The organism is Micromonospora sp. NPDC047644, from assembly GCF_040704315.1.
Classification (GTDB): domain Bacteria; phylum Actinomycetota; class Actinomycetes; order Mycobacteriales; family Micromonosporaceae; genus Micromonospora.
In genome coordinates this window covers 499,245-518,977 of sequence record NZ_JBEYSY010000001.1, presented here as the reverse complement: position 1 = coordinate 518,977, position 19,733 = coordinate 499,245, and the positions used below count along the sequence as shown (strand labels likewise).

The window sequence follows — 19,733 nt, the reverse complement described above, 5'->3', positions numbered from 1 at the left end:
CCGACCCGGGCCACCCGTCAGGATGGCCTGGAAGTCTCGCTCGCCCCCCGCGCCCGCGATCAGCCGCCGAACCAGCCGGGCACGTCGAGCCGGAACCAGTTGGCCGAGGCCATCGTGCCGAGGTCGTTTTCCATCGCGGTGACGCGTTCCGGGCCGAGCGTGTCCGCCCACTGTGCACGCAGCCGGTCGAAGATCTCGGCCGAGCGGCGCAGCCCGTCTGCGCCGCGAGGCGTAACCCGGATCAGCCGGCGTCGCGCGTCGGAAGGGTCGTCGACCCGCTCCAGGTAGCCGACGGCGACCAGCCGGTCGACTGTCTTGCCGGCGGCCTGCTTCGAGATGCCCAACCGCTGGCCCAGTTCGGTGGCGGTGGTGCCGTCCGCGCCGACGGCCTGGAGCACGAACCCGTGCAGCGGTCGCAGCTCCGGGTGGCCCTCCCGGGCCAGTTCGGTGTGCAGTTCGTCGATCAGCGTCCGGAACCCGGCCAGCAGCAACAGCGGCAGCGCGAAGCCGGGGCGCGCGGGGTCAGCGGTTGCCATCTTCGACAACCACGTTTACTATTTCGTCAACCACGTTGACTATCGTACCGGATGCGGCACCGATGTCAGCCCTGGCGGCCTCCCGCCCTCCCGACCTCGTGCCGTCCTCTCCGAAAGCAGGTGCACAATGTCCGTCTTCACCGAACACACCGCCGAGACCGCACCGGTCGCCGCCCGTCGCGCCATCAAGGGTGTGCAGAACCGCTTCGGCTGGCTGCCCACCCCGGTGGCGCTGATGGCCGACTCGCCGCAGCTGCTCACCGGCTTCCTCACCGTCAGCGCGGGCTTCGAGCAGACCGACCTCGCCCCGCTGGAGCGGGAGGTGGTCGTCCTCGCCGTCGCTACCACCAGCGAATGCCACGTCTGCGTCGCCCTGCATACCGGCACGCTCACCCGGCTCGGCGCGACCGCCGAACTGATCACCGCGCTGCGCGCCGGCTCGGCGCTGCCTGACCCGCGCCTGGAGGCGCTGCGTCGGTTCACGCTGGCCGTGCTCGACCACCGGGGCGCAGCGCCGGACGACGAGGTAAGCGACTTCCTGGCCGCCGGCTACCAGCCCCGGCACGCGCTGGACGTGGTGCTCGGCGTCGGCGCGTACACCATGTCCACCTTCGCCAACCGCCTCACCCGGGCACGGCTCGACCCACCACTGGCCGCCCACGCCTGGACGCCGGCCGCCTGACCGCTGGCGCCTGCTTCAGTCGGCCTGCAGAAAGTCGCGCAGCAGGGCGAGCATCTCGTCGGGCCGCTCCTCGTACAGCCAGTGCCCGCAGTCCTCGATCACCTCGCCGCGGACCGTGTCGGCGTACCTGCGGACCTGCTCGGCGACCTGTCCGCCGAGGCTGGCCGCCGACCCGACGGCCAGCACCGGCATGGTCAACTTCGTGCCCCGGTACGCGGCGTTGTCCGCGATGTCCTGCTGGAACGCCCGGAAGTAGGCGAAGCTGGCCCGCAGCTGCGCCGGGTCGCGCAGATGGCTGGCGAACTCCTCGATGTCGGCCGGGGCGATGCTGCCCTTTCGCACCATCAGGGCGTCGGTGAACCTGTCCACCCAGAGCGACTCCCGCCCCTCGACCAGGGCCTCCGGTAGCCCGTTGCCGAGAGAGAAGTAGCCGAAGTTCCACACCCCGGGGCCGGCCGAGGTGAGCGCGGGGAACGTGTAGATGCTCTCGTCGGGGATCGGTGCCTCGGTGAGCGCCAGTCGGCTCACCCGCTGCGGATGGGCGGCGGCGTACGCGTACGCCACCATGGTCCCCAGGTCGTGTCCGACCAGCCGAAGGTCACTGACCAGGCCGAGCTGGTCGAGGAGGCCGTGCAGGTCGGCGGCGACCGTCAACTTGTCGTACCCGTCGACCGGGGCGTCGCTGCCCCCGAAGCCCCGCAGGTCGGGCGCGACCACGTCGAAGGAGCGCCCCAACTCGGGCAGCAGGTGCCGCCACATGTACCAGCACTGCGGGTACCCGTGCAGCAGCACCAGCGGCGGGCCGGTGCCGCCACGGACGTAGTTCATGGTGATCTGGCCGACCCGTGCCCGTTGCTCGGTGAACCCCGCCGGAACCCGCTCCACGCCCATTCGCCGCCCCCGCCCGCCGTCCGTCCGCCCGGCTACCCGCTCAACCGCCCGCCATGCCCGCGAGGTTCGGGTCGTGCCGGTTGATCCACTCGCCCTCCTTGAAGTCGCGGTGTCCGGCAGCCTGGGACACCGCGACTTCCTGAAAGCCGAGTCGATCTACGGCCGCCGTCCGCCGCGGGCAGGGGGCGATCTCACAGCACCCGGCTTGGGCCGTTCGGGAGCCGGTGCGGGAGACTGGGCGACATGGCGGCTCGTGGCTTCCCGTACACCGATCTCAAGGACTTTCTCGCGGCGCTGGAGCGCGCGGGGGAGTTGCGCCGGGTCGACGTCCCGGTCGACCCGACTCTGGAGATCAGCGAGGTGGTCACCCGCACGGTGCGGGCCGGCGGCCCGGCGCTGCTCTTCGAGCGTCCGACCCGGGGCGAGATGCCGGTGGCGATCAACCTGTTCGGCACCGAGAAGCGGATGGCGATGGCGCTCGGGGTGGAGAACCTCGACGAGATCGGCGCGCGGATCGGCGAGATGCTCAAGCCGGAACTGCCGCAGGGCTTCTCGGGCATGATGGGCGGGCTCGGCAAGGTCATGCAGCTCAAGTCCATGCCGCCGAAGAAGGTCAAGACGGCCCCCTGCCAGCAGGTGGTCTACCGCGGCGACGACGTCGACCTCAACCGGTTGCCCGGGCTGCAGGTCTGGCCGGGCGACGGCGGGATCTTCCACAACTTCGGGCTGACCCACACCAAGCACCCCGAGACGGGCAAGCGGAACCTCGGGCTCTACCGCCTGCAGCAGCACTCGCACAACACCATCGGCATGCACTGGCAGATCCACAAGAACTCCACGGCGCACCACGCGGTCGCCGAGCGGCTCGGGCAGCGCCTGCCGGTCGCGATCGCCATCGGTGCCGACCCCGCGGTCGCCTACTCGGCCAGCGCGCCACTACCCGCGGACATCGACGAGTACCTGTTCGCCGGTTTCCTGAGCGGCGAGCGGGTCGAGATGGTCGACTGCCTGACCGTGCCGCTGCAGGTGCCGGCGCACGCGCAGATCGTGCTGGAGGGTTACATCGAGCCGGGCGAGCGACTGCCGGAGGGCCCGTTCGGCGACCACACCGGCTTCTACACGCCGGTCGAGCCGTTCCCGGTGATGCACATCGAAGCGATGACCATGCAGCGCAACCCCGTCTACCACTCGATCGTCACGTCGCAGCCGCCGCAGGAGGACCACGGCCTCGGCAAGGCCACCGAGCGGATCTTCGCACCACTGCTGCGCTTCCTGATCCCGGACATCGTCGATTACAACCTGCCCGCCGCCGGGGTCTTCCACAACTGCGCGATCGTGTCGATCCGTAAGCGCTACCCGAAGCATGCCCAGAAGGTGATGAACGCGATCTGGGGCGCGCACATGATGTCGCTGACCAAGCTGATCGTGATCGTCGACGAGGACTGCGACGTGCACGACTACAACGAGGTCGCCTTCCGCGCCTTCGGCAACGTCGACTACTCGCGCGATCTGCTGCTCACCGAGGGCCCGGTGGACCACCTCGACCACGCGTCGTACCAGCAGTTCTGGGGCGGCAAGGCGGGCGTCGACGCGACCCGCAAGCTACCCACCGAGGGCTACACCCGCGGCTGGCCGGAGGAGATGCGCATGAGTCCCGAGGTCACGTCTCTGGTCGACAAGCGCTGGAAGGAGTACGGAATCTGATGGCCACCACCAACAACCCCCGCGATCTTGCACTTTCGGTCGACGATTCCTCCCCTTCCTCCTCTTCTGTCGCCGCAGAAAGTGCAAGATCGCGGACGAGGGTGCGGGCCTTCCTGAAGCTCGTCGCCGTCGAGCACTCCGTCTTCGCGCTGCCGTTCGCGTTCCTCTCCGCGCTCGCCGCGATGCAGGGTGCCGGCGGGCGGGTACGGTGGCTCGACCTGCTGCTGATCACCGTGGCGATGGTCGGGGCGCGGACGTTCGCGATGGCCGCCAACCGGATCCTCGATCGCGAGATCGACGCGCGGAACCCGCGTACCGCCGGTCGGGAACTGGTCACCGGAGCGGTGAGCGTCCGCACGGCCTGGACCGGCGCGGCCGTCGCACTCGTGGTCTTCCTCGCCGCCGCCGCCCTGCTCAACCCGCTCTGCCTGGTGCTCGCGCCGCTCGCCGTGGTGCCGCTGGTCGTCTACCCCTACGCCAAGCGGTTCACCAACTGGCCGCACGCCATCCTCGGCATCGCCCAGGCGGTCGGCCCGGTCGGCGCCTGGCTGGCGGTCACCGGCACCCTGGACGGGTCCGGGCCGGCCTGGCTGCTCGGCGCGGCGGTGGGGCTGTGGATCGGCGGCTTCGACCTGATCTACGCCTGCCAGGACTCCGAGATCGACCGGGAGATCGGCGTGCACAGCGTGCCCGCCCGGTACGGTCGGCGCTTCGCTCTGCACGCGTCCTCGGTCGCGCACGTGGTGACCTTCGCGCTGTTCGTCTGGTTCGGTGCGCTGATCGGTCTCGGCTGGCTCTGGTGGATCGGGCTGGCGCTGACCGCCGTGGCGTTCGCCTACCAGCACCTGGTGGTCACCCCGACCGACCTCAGCAAGGTCAACCGGGCGTTCTTCACCGCGAACGGGTTCGTCGGCATCGCGCTGTTCTTCTTCGCCCTGCTCGACCTGGTGATCCGGCTCGGCCTACGGCCCTGAGGCGCTGACCGGGTAGCGCGCGCTCTCGAAGGTCCAGTCGATGGTGCCGCGCACGGCGTTCGCGACCCCGTCGAGATGGTCGGCGACCGCCTCGTCCAACGCCGGGCCGAACGACGGCACCGCGGCCCGCAACGCGACGAAGCGCCGCATCGCCTCCCGCCAGTGCTCGGCAGCACGCTCGGCCGCCTCCGCCTCCGAAACTCCCAGTTCGGCCTCGATGGCGAGGACCAGGTTGTGCCCGCCGGCGGCCACCCGATCCCGTCTCAGGGAGGCCAGGTCGTTGTACCAGGAGAGCAGGTCGTTGCCGGTGCGGGCGATCTGACGCAGCAGCGGGTGGTGGTAGACCGGGTCGGGCAACAGCCGGCCGTTGACGAACTCCACGAGCGGGTACGACACCTCCGCCGCCGAGGTCGACCGACGGAGTTCGACGTACTCGTCCACGCTCGGGCGGCGGCCAGCCTCCTTGCTGACGGCCTCCTGCCAGGTGCCGTCGAGGTGTCGGGCCACCGCGTCGGCGAAACGCTGCCGCCACCGTGCCGGCATCCGGCGGCGCGGCTCCCGCCAGGCCAGCACCAGCAGTCGGCGCAGCGGGCCGGTCAGCCCGGCCTGTCGCAGCCGGGCGCCGTCGTGCAGGAGCGCCAGGGTGCCGTTGCGCAGCGCCCGGATCTGCTCCGGCGTCAACCGGTCCGGCCCGTCGCAGGCGTCATCGACCAGGAAGAACCAGGTGAAGATCGCGGCCAGCACCCGCAGGTCGGCTTCGGTCGCCGCCGGGTAGAGCCTCGCGGCGTACCGGGCGAAGGCGCCCTGGGACAGCCGGCGCAGCGCGGCGTCGTCCAGTGGGAAGCCGAGCTCGGGCAGCAGATCGAGCAGCCAGGCCTGCACGCGATCGACGTGTGGTGGTGGGAGCCGTGGCGGGATCGGACACTCGGCACGCAGCGCCCGGAGGATCTCGCCGGTCGTCACCGATGCCTCCTCTTCGAGATGGATCCGGTGCGAATCGCCAGCAGCAGCATGTCAGGTCGGCGGGTTGCGCCGGCGCCCCGCCCGACATGTCGGACCGGACCAACCACGGGGGTGCCGACCGGTGGGCCAGCCGGACCAGGCAGGCTGGGGGGATGCGGGAACCATGGGTGGTCGGGGTCTCCGGTGCCTCCGGCACGCCGTACGCGGCGGCCGTCATCGGCGGACTGCTCGACGCGGGCGAGCCGGTGGACCTGATCGTGTCCCGGGCGGCGCGACTCACGGTGCTCGACGAGACCGGCCGCCCCTTCCGTGACGGGCACTGGGCCGAGGACCTCGCCGCCTGGCTGGATCGGGACCTGGCCACGGCGGATGTGCGGCACTGGCCGGCCGGCGACCTGGCCGCCGGGCCGAGCAGCGGCTCCTACCGGGTACGCGGAATGGCAGTGGTCCCGGCCAGCACGGCCGCCTGCGCGGGGATCGCGATCGGGCTCTCCAAGGACCTGTTGCAGCGTGCCGCCGAGGTCAACCTCAAGGAACGCCGGCCCGTGGTGCTGGTCCCCCGGGAGACACCGGTGACCCGCAGCCACCTGGAGCACCTCATCGCCCTGCACGACGCGGGCGCGGTGGTGCTGCCGGCCAGCCCCGGCTTCTACGGCGCCGGCGCGGCGGCCAGCGCGCAGCAACTGGTCGACTTCGTGGCCGGCAAGGTGCTGGACGCGCTCGGCGTCCCGCACACCCTGTTCCGACGGTGGTCCGGCCAGCTCGGGGCAGCCCGGAGCTGAGCCGTCCCGCACGTGGTGACCCGGCCCGCTCGTGCTGGGCATGGTTGTGCCACTCAGTACGAGCGGTGCTGCAGCCCGGCGGTTGGCCGAAGCGGGACGCGGACCGGACTGGTGTCCGGTCCGCGTGGCGTTGTCCGCACCAGTTCAGTACATGCCGGCGTTGGCCGGACCCGGCCCCGTGGATGCCGCCGGCCCCACATTGCGTGGCTTACCGACCTCATCCACCTCGTCCAGCATGCCCTCCCCCTCAAGCAGGGCTCGCACCTCGGATTCCCGAAACCGGCGATGCCCGCCTGGAGTCCGGATGCTTCCTATCCGGCCGGCCGCCGCCCATCTCGTCACAGTTTTCGGGTCTACCCGAAACAGCGCGGCGACCTCACCCGGTGTCAGCAGGCGATCTCCAGTGTCCACAGCCCCCTCCTCGCGTCGACGAAGCCCCCGGCTGAACACACTGCCCCCGGCTGGTGCGTAGCCCAGAGCCGTCATGAGGGACGTATGGCAATTACAGCACCAGGGACATGGCCTGTCCGCCCAAACGCGAAAAATGCACTGAGTGGGGAGTTAGTAATGTTACTGGTGCTACCTCGACCCTGACCGGCGGTTTATGAACAGTGACTCACCGCTCAGTCCAACGGGTGCCGAAGGCCGCACGTTACGCGTCAGCGGTTAAGGTGACTCTCTGTGGATGCCATCGACCTGAGCCTCGTCGACCTGCTGCGCGGCAACGCCCGCCTCTCGTACGCCGAGCTGGCCCGTCAGGTGGGTCTCTCGGCACCGGCCGTGCACGAGCGGGTGGGCAAGCTGGAGAGCAGCGGCGTCGTCCGGGGCTACCGCGCGGACGTGGCCCCGGAGTCGATCGGGTTGGGTGTCACGGCGCTGATCGGCATCGTCGAGGACTCCGGCGCCGACAGCGACGACATGCTGGAGTCGCTGCGGGTGCTGCCCGAGATCGAGTCCTGCTACTTCATGGCCGGCGTGGAGTCGTTCCTGCTCAAGGCGCGGGTCGGTACGATCGCCGAGCTGGAGCAGTTGATCGTGCGGTTGAACCGGACGCCGGGGGTGGCCTCCACCCGTACCGCCATCGCGCTCTCCACCAAGTGGGAGAACCGCCCCCAGCCGGTCGGCCCGCCCGCGGCCTGACCGCCGTGTACCCCTGGTGTCGTCCGGGCGGCCGGCGGTAGCGTGCGCCGGTGACCGAGCCAGCGCGTCCCGTGGCCGTGGTGACCGGCGCTGCCGGCGGCCTGGGCCGTGCCATCGCCACCGCGCTGCACACCGACGGTTGGTCGGTGCTGCTCACCGACCTTGACCCGGTGGCGGTGCGGGCCGCCGCCGCGCCGCTCGGCGGCTGGTCGGCCGCCCTGGACGTCCGGGACGAGGCCGCCTGCGCCGCCGTCGCCGCGAACGCGACAGGCCGGGGTGACCTCGCCCTCTGGGTCAACAACGCCGGCATTCTGGTCACCGGTGCGTCGTGGGAGCACGACGCCGCGACCCGCCGTCGGCTGCTCGACGTGAACACCCACGGGGCCATGAACGGCACCCTCGCCGCGCTGGCCGTGATGCGCGCCCAGGGCCACGGCCACGTGCTCAATGTCGTCTCGCTGGCCGGGCTGGTCGCCGCGCCCGGCGAGACGGTGTACGCGGCCAGCAAGCACGCCCTGCTGGCCTTCAGCCTCGGCACCCTGTCCGACCTGCGGATGGCCGGGTACCGGCGGGTGCACGTCTCCTGCCTCTGCCCGGACGGCATCTGGACCCCGATGCTGCACGACCGGCTGGACGACCCGGGGGCGGTCGCCTCGTTCACCGGGTCGATGCTGACCGCGCAGCAGGTGGCGGCGCGGGCCGTCCGGCTGGCCCGCCGGCCACGTCCGGTGGTCAGCCTGCCCCGCTGGCGGGGAGCGCAGGTGCGCCTGCTGGACGCGCTGCCCAGGCTGGCCGTCGCGCTCACCCCGATCGTCCGGGCCGCCGGCCGCGCCGGTCAGCGCCGGCAACGCCGCAGGTCAACGCCGCCGGACCCGCGCTGACCACCGCTGGCCCGCTTGCTAGGTTTCCGAACGTGACTCATCTCGACCGGTGCGACGAATCCAGCCGAACCTGGGTGACCGAGGCGATCGCCGCCGTCGAGGCAGACGCCAACCGGTCCGCCGACACCCACCTGCTGCCGTTCCCGCTGCCCAGGGAGTGGGGGATCGACCTCTACCTCAAGGACGAGTCGTCACACCCCACCGGCTCGCTGAAGCACCGGCTGGCCCGTTCACTGTTCCTCTACGGCCTCTGCAACGGTTGGATCGGGCCGCGCACCACGATCGTCGAGGCGTCGTCGGGCTCGACGGCGGTCTCCGAGGCGTACTTCGCCCGGATGCTGGGCCTGCCGTTCATCGCGGTGATGCCCGCCTCCACCTCGCCCGAGAAGATCACGCAGATCGAGTTCCAGGGCGGCCGGTGTCACCTGGTCGACGACCCGGCGAGCGTGGTGGTCGAGGCCCGGTGGCTCGCCGAGGACTCCGGCGGACATTTCATGGACCAGTTCACCTACGCCGAGCGGGCGACGGACTGGCGGGGCAACAACAACATCGCCGAGTCGATCTACGCGCAGTTGGAGTTGGAGCGGCACCCGATCCCCGCCTGGGTGGTGGTGGGCGCCGGCACCGGGGGCACCAGCGCGACCATCGGCCGATACGCCCGGTACCGCCGGCTCGCCACCAAGCTCTGCGTCGTTGACCCGGAGAACTCGGCGTTCTACCCGGCCTGGCTGGCCGCCGACTGGTCCGTACGCACCGGGAAGGGCTCCCGCATCGAGGGGATCGGCCGGCCCACCGTGGAGGCGTCGTTCCTGCCCTCGGTGGTGGACCGGATGGTCCAGGTGCCGGACGCGGCGTCCCTGGCCGCCATGCGGGCCGGCTCGGCGCTGCTCGGCCGCCGGGTGGGCGGGTCAACCGGCACCAACCTGTGGGGCGCCTTCGGACTGATCGCCGCGATGCTCGCCGAGCGTCGGACCGGCTCGGTGGTCACCCTGATCTGCGACCCGGGCGACCGGTACGCCGACACGTACTACGCCGACGACTGGGTGGCCGCCCAGGGCCTCGACCTGGCTCCGCACCTGGCCACCATCGACCGCTTCCTGACCAGCGGGAGCTGGCCCGCCTGACGCGGTCGGCGCAGCCTGCCCTCCTGGGCCGTCAGCGGGGGCTGACCCACCCAGGGCCGAGCGGCCAGGCCCTCTGGCCCGCCAGGATTCGGATCAGCGTGGGTCGATCCGTTCGGCCAGCCCGGGGTAGCGCACCACGTAGCCGCTGTCGTCCAGATCGATGTCGGCGGTGAAGGTGCCGCTGGCGAAGCGCACCCGACCGGGCCCGCGCCCGGTGTAGATCTGCTCGGCCGGCACCACCTCGAGGCCGGGCAGCAGCACCCAGGCGACTGTGATCCGGTGCGCCACATCGGCCGGCTCCGCCGCCATCCGAAGCCGATGGACCGGCAGGGTGTTGAACAGCGGCGAACCGCTCAGGTCGACGTCGAGCGCGTCGGCCAGCCGGTCCGGGTCGTCCGTACCCGGCAGACCGGCTCGGGGATGACCGGCCGCGACCAGTGCGGCGTCCAGGTCGCCCTGCTCGGCGGTGGTCACCCGCCAGCGGCCGGTGGCCCGCTCGAGGGTCACCCGACGCAGCCAGCCGAGACCCTCTGCCTCGACCTCGACACGGGTGGTGGCCCAGTCCGGCGTGGTGGTCAGCTGGTAGCGGGCGGTCCACGGGATGGGGTCCACGGCGAGCAGGGTGCCCCGGGCCGTCAACCCATGGCCGTCGTCGAGCAGAACCTGCTCGCTGCCGGCGGTGTCCGTCCGGGACCAGAAGATCGACTTCGGCATGGTCGGCATGAGCCGGACGTTACGCGACCCGCTCGGTATCGGCAGGACATGCGCGAACGCCGCCGCGAAGCCGGGGCTTCACGACGGCGTTCGGTAGATCAATCAGTGGGTACGAGCTGCCGGTCGCCCGCCGAAACCGCGCCGGTCGTCACGCGGGCGGTCATCGCGGGGCCGGTCGTCCCGGACCCGGCTCTCCGAGCGGAAACCGCCCCGAGCGTCCCGGTCGCCGAAGCGCCGGTCACCCTGCGGCCGGTCGCCGAAGCGCCGCTCGCCGGTCGGTCGGTCGCCCCGACCGTCGCGGTCACCGAACTGCGGCCGGTCGCTGAACCGACGCTCGCCCTGCGGCCGGTCGCCGTAGCCCCGGCTGTCCCGATCGGCGTAACGCCGCTCGCCCTGCGGCCGGTCGCCGTGCTGCCGGTCGCCGTAGCTCCGGTCGCCCTGCGGTCGGTCGCTGTAGCGGCGCTCGCCGGTGGGCCGGTCGCTGTAGCTGCGGTCGCCCTGCGGCCGACCGCCGTAACCCCGGTCGCCCTGCGGCCGACCGCCGTAACCCCGGTCGCCCTGCGGTCGGTCGCTGTAGCGGCGCTCGCCGGTGGGCCGGTCGCCGTAGCTCCGGTCGCCCTGCGGTCGGTCGCTGTAGCGGCGCTCGCCGGTAGGCCGACCTCCGTAGCTCCGGTCGCCCTGCGGTCGGTCGCCGTAGCGCCGCTCGCCGGTGGGCCGGTCGCCGTAGCGCCGCTCGCCCTGCGGGCGGTCACCGAACCGGCGCGGACCGCCGGAGCGGTCGCCGTAGCCCCGGGGCTCCGCCTCGACGCGAACCGGCACGCCACTGGGCTCGCGGGCACCGACCAGCTCGGCCAGCGCCGCGTCCCCGACCCGGACCCGGGTCTCGGCCGGCGCGACGCCGGCCTTCTCCATCATCGCCAGGGTGGTACGGCGCTGCTTGGGCAGAACCAGCGTGGCGACCGCGCCCGACTCGCCGGCCCGGGCGGTACGCCCCGCGCGGTGCAGGTAGTCCTTGGGGTCCTTCGGCGGGTCGACGTGCAGCACCAGGGTGACCCCGTCGACGTGGATGCCTCGCGCCGCCACGTCCGTGGCGACCAGCACGTTCATCCGGCCCTCACGGAACTCGGCGAGCGTCTTGGTGCGCATCCGCTGGGTCTTGCCGCCGTGCAGCCCACCGGCGCGTACGCCGACGGCCGCGAGCTGCTCGACCAGCCGGTCCACCCCGAGCTGGGTGCGGGCGAAGACCATGGTCCGGCCGTCCCGGGCGGCGATCGAGGCCGCCACCGGGAACTTCTCGTGCGGCGGGATCAACAGCATGTGGTGGTCCATGGTGGACACCGAAGCGGTGGAGGGCGCCGTGGAGTGGGTGACCGGGTCGGTCATGAACCGCTTGACCAGCGCGTCGACGTCACCGTCCAGGGTGGCCGAGAAGAGCAGCCGCTGACCGTTCGCGGGCGTCTTCGCCAGCAGGTCGGTCACCTCGGGCAGGAAGCCCATGTCAGCCATCTGGTCGGCCTCGTCGAGCACCGTCACCTCGACGTCGTCGAGCTGGCAGATGCCCCGCTCGATGAGGTCGCCGAGCCGGCCCGGGGTGGCCACGATGATCTCCACGCCGCGGCGCAGCGCGTCGATCTGACGGTCGTACGGAACGCCGCCGACGGCGGTCTTGAGGAAGATGCCGACGGACTTGCCCAACGGCACCAGGGCGTCGTTGACCTGCATGGCCAGCTCGCGGGTGGGCACCAGGACCAGGGCGCGCGGACGCATCGGCCGGGCCCGGTTGCGGTTGGCCAGCCGGGCGATCATCGGCAGACCGAAGGCGAGCGTCTTGCCCGAACCGGTCTGCCCGCGGCCGAGCACGTCGCGGCCGGCGAGCGCGTCCGGAACGGTGGCCCGCTGGATCTCGAACGGGCTGGTGATGCCCTGCTGGCCCAGCGCGCGGACCAACTGCTCCGGAAGGCCGAGAGTGGCGAAGCTCATCGGCTCGGCGGTCTCGACCGCAGGGGTGCCGGCCTCGCTCGGGGCGACGTCGAGCTGCTCCCGGGCGGCGTCGGCCGCCGGGACTGAGTTGAAAACGGACGTAACGGTGCTGTGGTCAGCAGAGGTGGTCAACAAAAACCTTTCGAGCGGGGCGCATCTTCGCGATGGCCTGCCGCGGCTGTGCCGCCGGATCGCCCGCAAGATCGCCCAGGGGCGCACACCACGCGCGCCGGGTCAGTGATCTCAGCCAGTGTACGGCGGTCTGGCGAAGCCGCCAGCCGGTTGACCGACCGTAGTGGGCGGACTCACCATCGCCGGCGCTCGCTGGCTCACCCGTTGAGCACGCTGCCCACCAGACCGTCCAGGGCGTCGCCGGCCAGCAGGACGACCATGACACTGATCGCCACCAGCAGCCCCAGAGCGGCGGCCAGGACGATCATCACCCGGGCGTTGGTGGACCGCTCGGTCGGCGTGTCGGACCACCCCTGAGCCAGGATGTGCCCGGTCAGCGAGCCGGAGGTCTCCACCGCGTTGGCGGGTATCGCGACAGTGGCGAAGCCAGCGCCCTCGCCGTTGCCGTAGACGGTGCCGGCCAGATCGGTGCGGTTGTCGCGCCGCCCACCACGGGCGCCGGCAGCGTCCCGCCCGGTGGACCCGGCCGGCGGGCCGCTCGGCGGCGCTGTCACACGCGAGCTTCCGGCGTTCGCGGTCGACGAAGGTGCCCCGGCCGTGGACGGTGGCCAGCTCGGCAGTGCTGGTGCGGGCACCACCGGTGGCGCGGAGACGGCTGTGCCGGCCCATTCGGCACCGGACGTCGGTCGGGTCGCCCCGGCGGGGGACGACCACCCGGCCGGTGGTGCGGAGACCGAGGCGCCGGCCCGTACGCCGGGCGTGTCGGTCATCGCGGGCGGCGGCGGAAACGGGGGCGCCGGCATCGGGCCGGGCGGGGCCGGTGGTGCCGGCACCGGCGGACCGGGTGGCGGCAGCGGCGGGCTCGGGACGGGCGGCGTCGGCGGACCGGGGATGGGCGGCATCGGCGAGGGCGGCGGGGACGGCGGGCCCGGAAGAGGGGGAACCGGACCGGGTGGCGGCGTCGGTCGGGGACCCGGCGTCGGTGCCGGACCGGGCGGGTACGGACCCGGGGCCGGCGCGGGCTCCGGTTCCGGTGGCGACGGCTGGGTCGGCCCGGGGCCGGGTGGTGTGGGGTCCGGCTCCGGTTCCGGAGTCGACGGGGTCGGAGGCTGGGCCGGCTCGGCACCAACCGGCGCGGCTCGATAGACGGCGGGCGCGCTCTCGCGACGGTCCGGGGTGCCCAGGGCGCTGGCAGTGCCCCGACTGCTGCTGGGGACCGTGGCGCTGGCCCGGGCCGGCGCGGAGGAGTCGCTTCGCTGGCCCGGCAACGACACGTCGGCTGGGCTGGCCGAGCCGGTCGCACGGTAGGTGGTCGCGGCGACCGGAGCGCTGGCCGGCAGGTCACTGCGGAGGGCACCGGCGGTCACGACGCTGGCACGTGCGCGTACCGGTGCCGCCGCCGGGCTCTGGCGCTCATCGCCGGCCGACGCGTCGTCATCGGCGTCGGTCGAGTCGTCAACGACGACCGCCGCCGTGCCACCGTCAGCCGTGCCACCGTCAGCCGTGCCGCTGACCGCGGGGGCGTCGTCGCTGTCGGCGGAGCCGGTGTCCGTCGAGCTGGTGGCGCTGTCTGTGGAGCTGGTGGCGGCCGGAGCGGCGTCGCTGGTAGCCGCCGGCTCGGCAGTGTCCGACCCGCCGGCCTGGTCGACCACGGGGTCGAGCCTCGGTGGGCCGGCCGGGTCGGCGGCAACCGGCCCCGGTGGGCCGGCCTGGTCGACCACGGGGTCGACAGTCTCCGCCGGATCTCTCTGCTCGGCCATTTCCGCCCTCCGCGCCATGCTCGCACCCGGACCCGTGACGTCGAGTCGGATGTGCCTGGTTGTCACCGTGCCACAGATCTTCCCGGGCGGACAGCCGGAGCCGGTCGTGGCGGATCAGCCCGTGGCGCTCGGGGTGCCCGTCGCGCTGCTACTGCCCGTCGCGCTCGTGCTGGCCTTCGGTGTGGTCGTCGGAGACGCGCTGGTCGGCGCGTTGGTCGGTGCCGAGGGCAGCGTCGTCGGAGTGTTGCTCGGGGTGTTCGACGGCTTCGGCGTGGTGCTGAGGGTCGGGGTGGGCGTCGGGGTGGTCGTCAGCGTCGGCGTCGGCGTGGGCGTCGCGCTCTCGGTGGGCTTCGGGGTGGTGGTCTTCGTGGGCGACGGGGTCGGCGTCGGCTTGGTGGTCTTCGTCGGCGACGGGGTGGGCGTCGGCTTCGGGGTCGAGACGGGCGGAGTCGGGTTGGTCACGACCGGTGCCGGCACCGCGCCGATCACCCGGGTGGCCGCGTACAGCCGGGACCAGCGGACGACCGAGATCTTGACGACGTCACCAGTGGTGGGTGCCTGCACCATCTTTCCGTTGCCGATGTACATGCCGACGTGGTGGATCGTCGTCCAGCTGCTGCCCGAGGCGAAGAAGAGCAGGTCGCCGGGGAGCAGCGCGCTCTGCGGGACGGTGCGGCCCCGGGTGGCGGCGTACTGGTCGCGGGAGACCCGTGGCAGGTCGAAGTAGTCGGCGCCGGGGGACCGGTACGCCGCCCACATCAGGCCCGAGCAGTCGAACTCGTTCGGCCCCTCCTCGGACCACTTGTACGGGTCACCGAGCTGGGCGAGCGCGTACCGGACCGCGGCCAGTGCCCGGGGGTGCGCGGCCATGCCGCTGATGCTCTGGTTCGAGACGTAGCCGGCGCCGATCTGCTGCTCGGCGGCTTCCTGCTGACGTTCGATCTCGATCAGCGCGGCGGCGTTGTCCCGGCGGAGCTTGAGCAGGCTCGCCTCGGCGGTGCGCAGCGCCGTCTCACCGGCGGTGAACTTCGCCTCGGCGGCGGTCAGCAGATCCTTGGCCTGGCTGTGCTTCTGGTACGCGGCCTGCTCGCCCGCGCGGGCCCGGGACAGCTCCCCGGCCACGCCGGTGGTGCCGCCGTCGACCTTCTCGCCGCGGGTGATCGCCTGGAGGCGGCTGAGCCCGCGGATGTCCTTGGCGAAGTCGCCCGGCGGCAGCGCGGCGGCGGCCTTGACGGCCTCGGCGGCGGCGGTGTCGGCCGACTGCTGGGCGCGGAGCAGGGCGTCCTGCGCGGTCGCCAGCGCCTTGCCGGCCGCGTCGAGCTGCGCCTGCGCGTCGACGCGTTGCTGCCGACTCACCAGCAACTCCTCGCCTAGCGCGCCGACCTGGACCTCACCGGCGGAGATCGCGGTGGCCAGCGGACCGTTGCCGATGTTGACCACCGGAGGGGCGGGCACGCCGGCGACCGGAGCGCTGCCCGGCAGTTGGAGCGAGCCGGTGACGGCCGGGCGCGAACCCGTGTCCGGCACCGTGGCCGGCACGCCGGGCTCCGCGTACGCGGGGGTGGCCAGCACGGCTGCGGCGATCGCGCCGAGCAGGGCGGCCCAGAGCTTCGGACGCAGGACCGGCGAGATCACCGGGCTCCGTCGTCGCTGCCGTCGCCCGCGCCCGCTGTAGACCATGCCGCTCCCCGTCCAACCACTCGTCGCCGCGCTCGGTGGGCGCGACCGCCGGGACGGTACCAGTGTGTGTGTTCCGCCCCACCTTGTTACTACCGCACCGCGCCACTCATGTCGATGCGTTGTCGGGTTACGGGAGGCTGAGAGTCTGGTGAGGTGGGTCGCTGCCGGCGACCGTGCCGCCGGACCCGTCGGTGTCGCGACGTACGCTCGATCCGGACCGCAGGTGGAAGGGACGTGCCATGGACGCCGGACTCAAGCGTGAGCTCGAAGCGAAGGTGTACGCCGGTGAGCGGCTGACCCGGGAGGACGGGGTCGCCCTCTACGAGAGCGACGACCTGACCTGGCTGGGGCGGCTGGCGCACCACAAGCGCACCGAGCTGAACGGCGAGCGGGTGATGTTCAACGTCAACCGGCACCTCAACCTGACGAACGTCTGCTCGGCGTCCTGTGCGTACTGCTCGTTCCAGCGCAAGCCGGGCGAGAAGGACGCGTACACGATGCGCGTCGACGAGGCGGTCCGCAAGGCCAAGGAGATGGAGGACGAGCAGCTCACCGAGTTGCACATCGTCAACGGCCTGCACCCGACGCTGCCCTGGCGTTACTACCCGAAGGTGCTGCGTGAGCTGAAGGCGGCGCTGCCGAACGTCAAGCTCAAGTGCTTCACGGCGACCGAGGTGCAGTGGTTCGAGAAGATCAGCGGCCTGAGTGCCGACGAGATCCTCGACGAGCTGATGGACGCCGGTCTGGAGTCGCTGACCGGTGGCGGCGCGGAGATCTTCGACTGGGAGGTCCGGCAGCACATCGTCGACCACGCCTGCCACTGGGAGGACTGGTCGCGCATCCACGCCCTGGCGCACAGCAAGGGCATGAAGACCCCGGCGACGATGCTGTACGGCCACATCGAGGAGCCTCGGCACCGCGTCGACCACGTGCTGCGGCTGCGTGAGTTGCAGGACGAGACCGGCGGCTTCGCGGTCTTCATCCCGTTGCGCTACCAGCACGACTTCGTCGACTCGGCGGACGGCAAGATCCGCAACCGGATCCAGGCGCGCACCACGATGGCCTCGCCGGCCGAGTCGCTGAAGACGTTCGCCGTCTCCCGGCTGCTCTTCGACAACGTGCCGCACCTGAAGAACTTCTGGGTGATGCACGGGCTGTCGGTGGCCCAGCTCTCGCTGAACTTCGGCGTGGACGACCTGGACGGCTCCGTCGTCGAATACAAGATCACTCACGACGCCGACTCGTACGGCACCCCGAACACGATGCACCGGGACGACCTGCTGCACCTGATCTGGGACGCCGGCTTCCAGCCCGTCGAGCGGGACACCCGCTACAACGTGGTCCGGGAGTACGACAAGGCCCCGTCGCTGGCGCAGCGGCGCGCCGAGCCGCAGCAGGTCTGGGCCTGAGTCACCACGTACCCTCGCAGTCGATGACCGAGCAACGAGGACCTGAGCCGCCGAGCGGGTTTCCCCGCCGGGACGCCGAGGGCCGCATCCGTACCCTGGGCGATCTGCTCGGGGTGTGCCTGGCCGGCCTGGTCATCGGCGTGCTCGCGTTGGTGTTGTTCGACTGGGCGTTCGCCTCGATCGGCGCCGGCGACTTCGGGCACACGAACGGTTGGCTGGCGGTGATCCTGCCGGCCTGGCTGTTCTGGGACGACTTCCGGGCCTGGGAGTTCGGCGCGGCCCGGGTGGTGGCGGCGGTGGTCGCCGCTGCCGTCGGGGTGTTCGCCGGGCTGCTGATCGCCGGTCTGGGTGCGGGGTTGCCGCCGCTGCTCTCCGGGGCGTTGGCGGCGGGGGCGTTCACGGTGGCGTACGCGGCCCTCTGGTTCCCGGGTGTCCGCTGGCTGGCCCGCCGGACCGGCTGACCGCGACCGCCCGTCGGGCGGCTCGACCCTTCCGCCGGCAGTGGCGGGCGACGGAGAGAACGGAGTGGTGCAGGTGAGTGCCGCGCTCAAGTACACGCTGGGCCGGATCGGGCTGTTCGTCGCAGTGCTGGCGGGCCTCTGGCTGGTCGACATGAACGTGTTCCTGAAGCTGATGCTGGCGCTGGTGTTCTCCGCCGCGCTCTCCTTCTTCCTGCTGCGTGGTTGGCGGGACGAGATGGCCGGAGAGATCGCCGAGGCGACCGAGCGCCGCCGCACCGAGAAGGAACGCCTCCGCTCCGCCCTGGCCGGCGAGGACGAACCCCCCACCCCCGACCAGCCCTCGCGTTGATCATGAAGTTATTGCCGCGACACGCCGATCAGCCGGACAATAACTTCATGATCAACCGACGAGGCGGGCCGGGATCGGCCTACCGGATGGGGTTGGGGGTTGGGTTACCAGGTGGTGGAGCCGGGGGCCTTGGGCCAGGGCTTCGAGATCGGCTTGATCAGGTACGCGATGCCACCGGAGCCGCCGGAGACGCCGCCGCTGGCGTTGACGCGCTTGGTACGCAGCCAGATCTGCTCGAACTGCGCGCGCTTGTAGACGTTGCGCACGACATCGTTGCTGGACGAGGCCGGATCGTTGACGATCACGTCGCCGTCGGCGGTGAAGCCGACCACCACGAAGAGGTGCCCGGACGTGCCGTAGTTCGCCCCGTCCAGCTCACTGGCGAGGAATGACTGACTGGTCACGACGGGGATGCCGGCGGCGATGAAGCGCTCCAGCTCGTCCAGCGAGTGCAGCCGGGTCACCCGGCCCTCCAGCCCGGGGAAGCTGGCCGCGTACGCGGTGTTGAACGGCCAGTTGCCCGCGCCGTCGTACGCGTAGTCGTAGGTCATCCGGGCGGCGTGGTTGACGGTCGGATCGGGGTAGGTCGGGTCGACCCAGGAGGTGTCGGCTGTCGACGGCCGGCGACCCCAGTACTCGACGACCATCTCCGTCGAGGTGGGCGAGCACCATGCCTCGCCGCCGCCGTCGTACTCGGGGTAGTGCCCGGAGTGCACGTTCTGCGAGTAGCGCGGCACCGGCAGTTCCCGACCCCAGGCGATGTGTCCGGCGCTCGGCGGCACCGTGAACCGGTCCGGCACCGTGGAACTCATCGCGCCGAGCATCCGGACCACCGGGGCGGCGCTCTGCCCGGGCGCGCGGTAGAGGGTCAGCTTGAGCTGGTACGACCGCAGCAGCACCCCGGCGGTGGCGTCGTCGATGCTGAAGGTGTCGGTCCAGATCGTCGACCAGGGGTCGCCCTGTCGGTTGACGCTGGTCCGCCGGATGTCGGTGTCGCCGGACGCCCAGCGACCCAGGACGTACCACGGGGTCTGGTCGCCGCTGGTGTAGCTGCCCTGCATCTCCACCTGGATCCAGGTGCCGGCGGGGGTCTCCGCGTTCCAGGAGGCGATCAGTTCGGTGGCGTCGAACCCGATCCGGGTCACCGGTGAGGTCCAGGTGCCGTACTCCCAGGTGCGGGTGGTGCCGGTGTGCGGGTCGGCATACTCGGTGGTGCCGGCCGGGCGGGCCAGGGTGACGCCCGCTCGGGCACCGGGCACGACGCGGGTGCCGGCCCGGCTGCCCCGGTGCCAGTCGGCGGGCCCGGACCAGTCCTGGTAGGTGATCTGCTCGTCGTGGGCGGGGGCGGGCGGGTGCGCCGCCAGCGCGGGCGTGGCGCTGGTGAGCAGGGTGAGCGTGGTGACGCCGGCGAGGGCGGCCGCGCTCAGGCGGGGTCTGGCCATGGGTGCTCCGCGGTGTCGAGGGGGCATCGTCGCTGGTCAGTTTTCCGCTTGGAGGGAAGTTTCGCCAGATGTTGATAGGTGGAAAATCATTGCCGCCATGATGATCCGCCTGGGATGGCCAACGCAACG

Annotated in this window: 19 protein-coding genes; 10 read left to right on the top strand and 9 right to left on the bottom strand. The window is 71.9% G+C overall.

Annotated features, from left to right (window positions below; translation table 11 throughout):
* Positions 1–59 precede the first annotated feature (59 nt).
* Positions 60–536, bottom strand: coding sequence for a MarR family winged helix-turn-helix transcriptional regulator (locus tag AB0877_RS02415; protein ID WP_366605888.1), 477 nt, complete (start codon positions 534–536; stop codon positions 60–62).
* A 127-nt stretch (positions 537–663) separates the two neighbouring features.
* Here AB0877_RS02415 and AB0877_RS02410 point away from each other — a divergent pair, with 127 nt between their 5' ends.
* Positions 664–1,218: a carboxymuconolactone decarboxylase family protein gene (locus AB0877_RS02410; protein ID WP_366605886.1), complete on the top strand. Its 555-nt coding sequence runs from the start codon at positions 664–666 to the stop codon at positions 1,216–1,218.
* Positions 1,219–1,233: 15 nt separating this feature from the next.
* On the opposite strand, the gene AB0877_RS02405 is transcribed toward AB0877_RS02410, so the two are convergent.
* On the bottom strand, positions 1,234–2,109 hold the full coding sequence (locus AB0877_RS02405) for an alpha/beta hydrolase (RefSeq protein ID WP_366605884.1): 876 nt from the start codon (positions 2,107–2,109) through the stop codon (positions 1,234–1,236).
* 243 nt (positions 2,110–2,352) lie between these two features.
* Here AB0877_RS02405 and AB0877_RS02400 point away from each other — a divergent pair, with 243 nt between their 5' ends.
* Entirely contained in the window at positions 2,353–3,813 is a 1,461-nt protein-coding gene (locus AB0877_RS02400) for a menaquinone biosynthesis decarboxylase (protein WP_366605883.1), read from the top strand.
* Positions 3,813–4,787 carry a menaquinone biosynthesis prenyltransferase MqnP gene (gene mqnP / locus AB0877_RS02395; RefSeq protein WP_366605881.1) on the top strand — a complete coding sequence of 325 codons (975 nt, stop codon included), beginning with the start codon at positions 3,813–3,815 and terminating at the stop codon, positions 4,785–4,787. Before AB0877_RS02400 ends, mqnP begins: the two co-directional genes overlap by 1 nt.
* On the opposite strand, the gene AB0877_RS02390 is transcribed toward mqnP, so the two are convergent.
* Complete coding sequence (locus tag AB0877_RS02390; protein WP_366605879.1) at positions 4,776–5,750, bottom strand: terpene synthase; 975 nt, start codon at positions 5,748–5,750, stop codon at positions 4,776–4,778. The genes mqnP and AB0877_RS02390 overlap by 12 nt on opposite strands.
* Positions 5,751–5,902: 152 nt before the next feature.
* Between AB0877_RS02390 and AB0877_RS02385 the strand changes: the two genes are divergently transcribed.
* Complete coding sequence (locus AB0877_RS02385) at positions 5,903–6,532, top strand: UbiX family flavin prenyltransferase (protein ID WP_366605877.1); 630 nt, start codon at positions 5,903–5,905, stop codon at positions 6,530–6,532.
* A 144-nt stretch (positions 6,533–6,676) separates the two neighbouring features.
* Here the strand turns inward: AB0877_RS02385 and AB0877_RS02380 are convergent, their stop codons facing one another.
* Positions 6,677–6,943 carry a BldC family transcriptional regulator gene (locus AB0877_RS02380; RefSeq protein WP_007454516.1) on the bottom strand — a complete coding sequence of 89 codons (267 nt, stop codon included), beginning with the start codon at positions 6,941–6,943 and terminating at the stop codon, positions 6,677–6,679.
* 270 nt (positions 6,944–7,213) lie between these two features.
* On the opposite strand from AB0877_RS02380, the gene AB0877_RS02375 reads away from it, so the two are divergent.
* Genes AB0877_RS02375 through AB0877_RS02365 form a run of 3 tightly spaced genes read left to right on the top strand, consistent with a single transcriptional unit; the run spans position 7,214 to position 9,677 of the window.
* Positions 7,214–7,672, top strand: a complete 459-nt coding sequence (locus AB0877_RS02375; RefSeq protein ID WP_091395696.1) for an Lrp/AsnC family transcriptional regulator — start codon at positions 7,214–7,216, stop codon at positions 7,670–7,672.
* Between the two features lie 50 nt (positions 7,673–7,722).
* The gene (locus tag AB0877_RS02370) at positions 7,723–8,553 is read left to right on the top strand and encodes an SDR family oxidoreductase (RefSeq protein ID WP_366605874.1); all 831 of its coding nucleotides are present in this window, start codon (positions 7,723–7,725) and stop codon (positions 8,551–8,553) included.
* A gap of 32 nt (positions 8,554–8,585) precedes the next feature.
* Positions 8,586–9,677 carry a PLP-dependent cysteine synthase family protein gene (locus tag AB0877_RS02365; protein ID WP_366605872.1) on the top strand — a complete coding sequence of 364 codons (1,092 nt, stop codon included), beginning with the start codon at positions 8,586–8,588 and terminating at the stop codon, positions 9,675–9,677.
* 93 nt (positions 9,678–9,770) lie between these two features.
* Here AB0877_RS02365 and AB0877_RS02360 read toward each other — a convergent pair whose 3' ends face one another.
* The 4 genes from AB0877_RS02360 to AB0877_RS02345 all read right to left on the bottom strand — a co-directional run bounded on the left by AB0877_RS02360 (position 9,771) and on the right by AB0877_RS02345 (position 15,943).
* Entirely contained in the window at positions 9,771–10,391 is a 621-nt protein-coding gene (locus tag AB0877_RS02360; RefSeq protein WP_366606179.1) for a putative glycolipid-binding domain-containing protein, read from the bottom strand.
* 102 nt (positions 10,392–10,493) lie between these two features.
* On the bottom strand, positions 10,494–12,371 hold the full coding sequence (locus AB0877_RS02355; RefSeq protein WP_366606177.1) for a DEAD/DEAH box helicase: 1,878 nt from the start codon (positions 12,369–12,371) through the stop codon (positions 10,494–10,496).
* Between the two features lie 329 nt (positions 12,372–12,700).
* Complete coding sequence (locus AB0877_RS02350; protein ID WP_366605871.1) at positions 12,701–14,263, bottom strand: hypothetical protein; 1,563 nt, start codon at positions 14,261–14,263, stop codon at positions 12,701–12,703.
* A gap of 114 nt (positions 14,264–14,377) precedes the next feature.
* Positions 14,378–15,943, bottom strand: coding sequence for an NlpC/P60 family protein (locus tag AB0877_RS02345; RefSeq protein ID WP_366605869.1), 1,566 nt, complete (start codon positions 15,941–15,943; stop codon positions 14,378–14,380).
* A 239-nt stretch (positions 15,944–16,182) separates the two neighbouring features.
* Between AB0877_RS02345 and mqnE the strand changes: the two genes are divergently transcribed.
* From mqnE to AB0877_RS02330, 3 genes are all read left to right on the top strand, one after another.
* Positions 16,183–17,352, top strand: coding sequence for an aminofutalosine synthase MqnE (mqnE, locus tag AB0877_RS02340; RefSeq protein ID WP_366605868.1), 1,170 nt, complete (start codon positions 16,183–16,185; stop codon positions 17,350–17,352).
* A 23-nt stretch (positions 17,353–17,375) separates the two neighbouring features.
* On the top strand, positions 17,376–17,813 hold the full coding sequence (locus tag AB0877_RS02335; RefSeq protein ID WP_366605867.1) for a hypothetical protein: 438 nt from the start codon (positions 17,376–17,378) through the stop codon (positions 17,811–17,813).
* 73 nt (positions 17,814–17,886) lie between these two features.
* A complete protein-coding gene (locus AB0877_RS02330; protein WP_366606175.1) occupies positions 17,887–18,162 on the top strand; it encodes a DUF4229 domain-containing protein in 276 nt (91 codons plus the stop codon).
* Between the two features lie 104 nt (positions 18,163–18,266).
* On the opposite strand, the gene AB0877_RS02325 is transcribed toward AB0877_RS02330, so the two are convergent.
* Positions 18,267–19,604 (bottom strand): C39 family peptidase, encoded by a 1,338-nt coding sequence (locus tag AB0877_RS02325; protein WP_366605866.1) that lies wholly within the window; start codon positions 19,602–19,604, stop codon positions 18,267–18,269.
* Positions 19,605–19,733 lie beyond the last annotated feature (129 nt).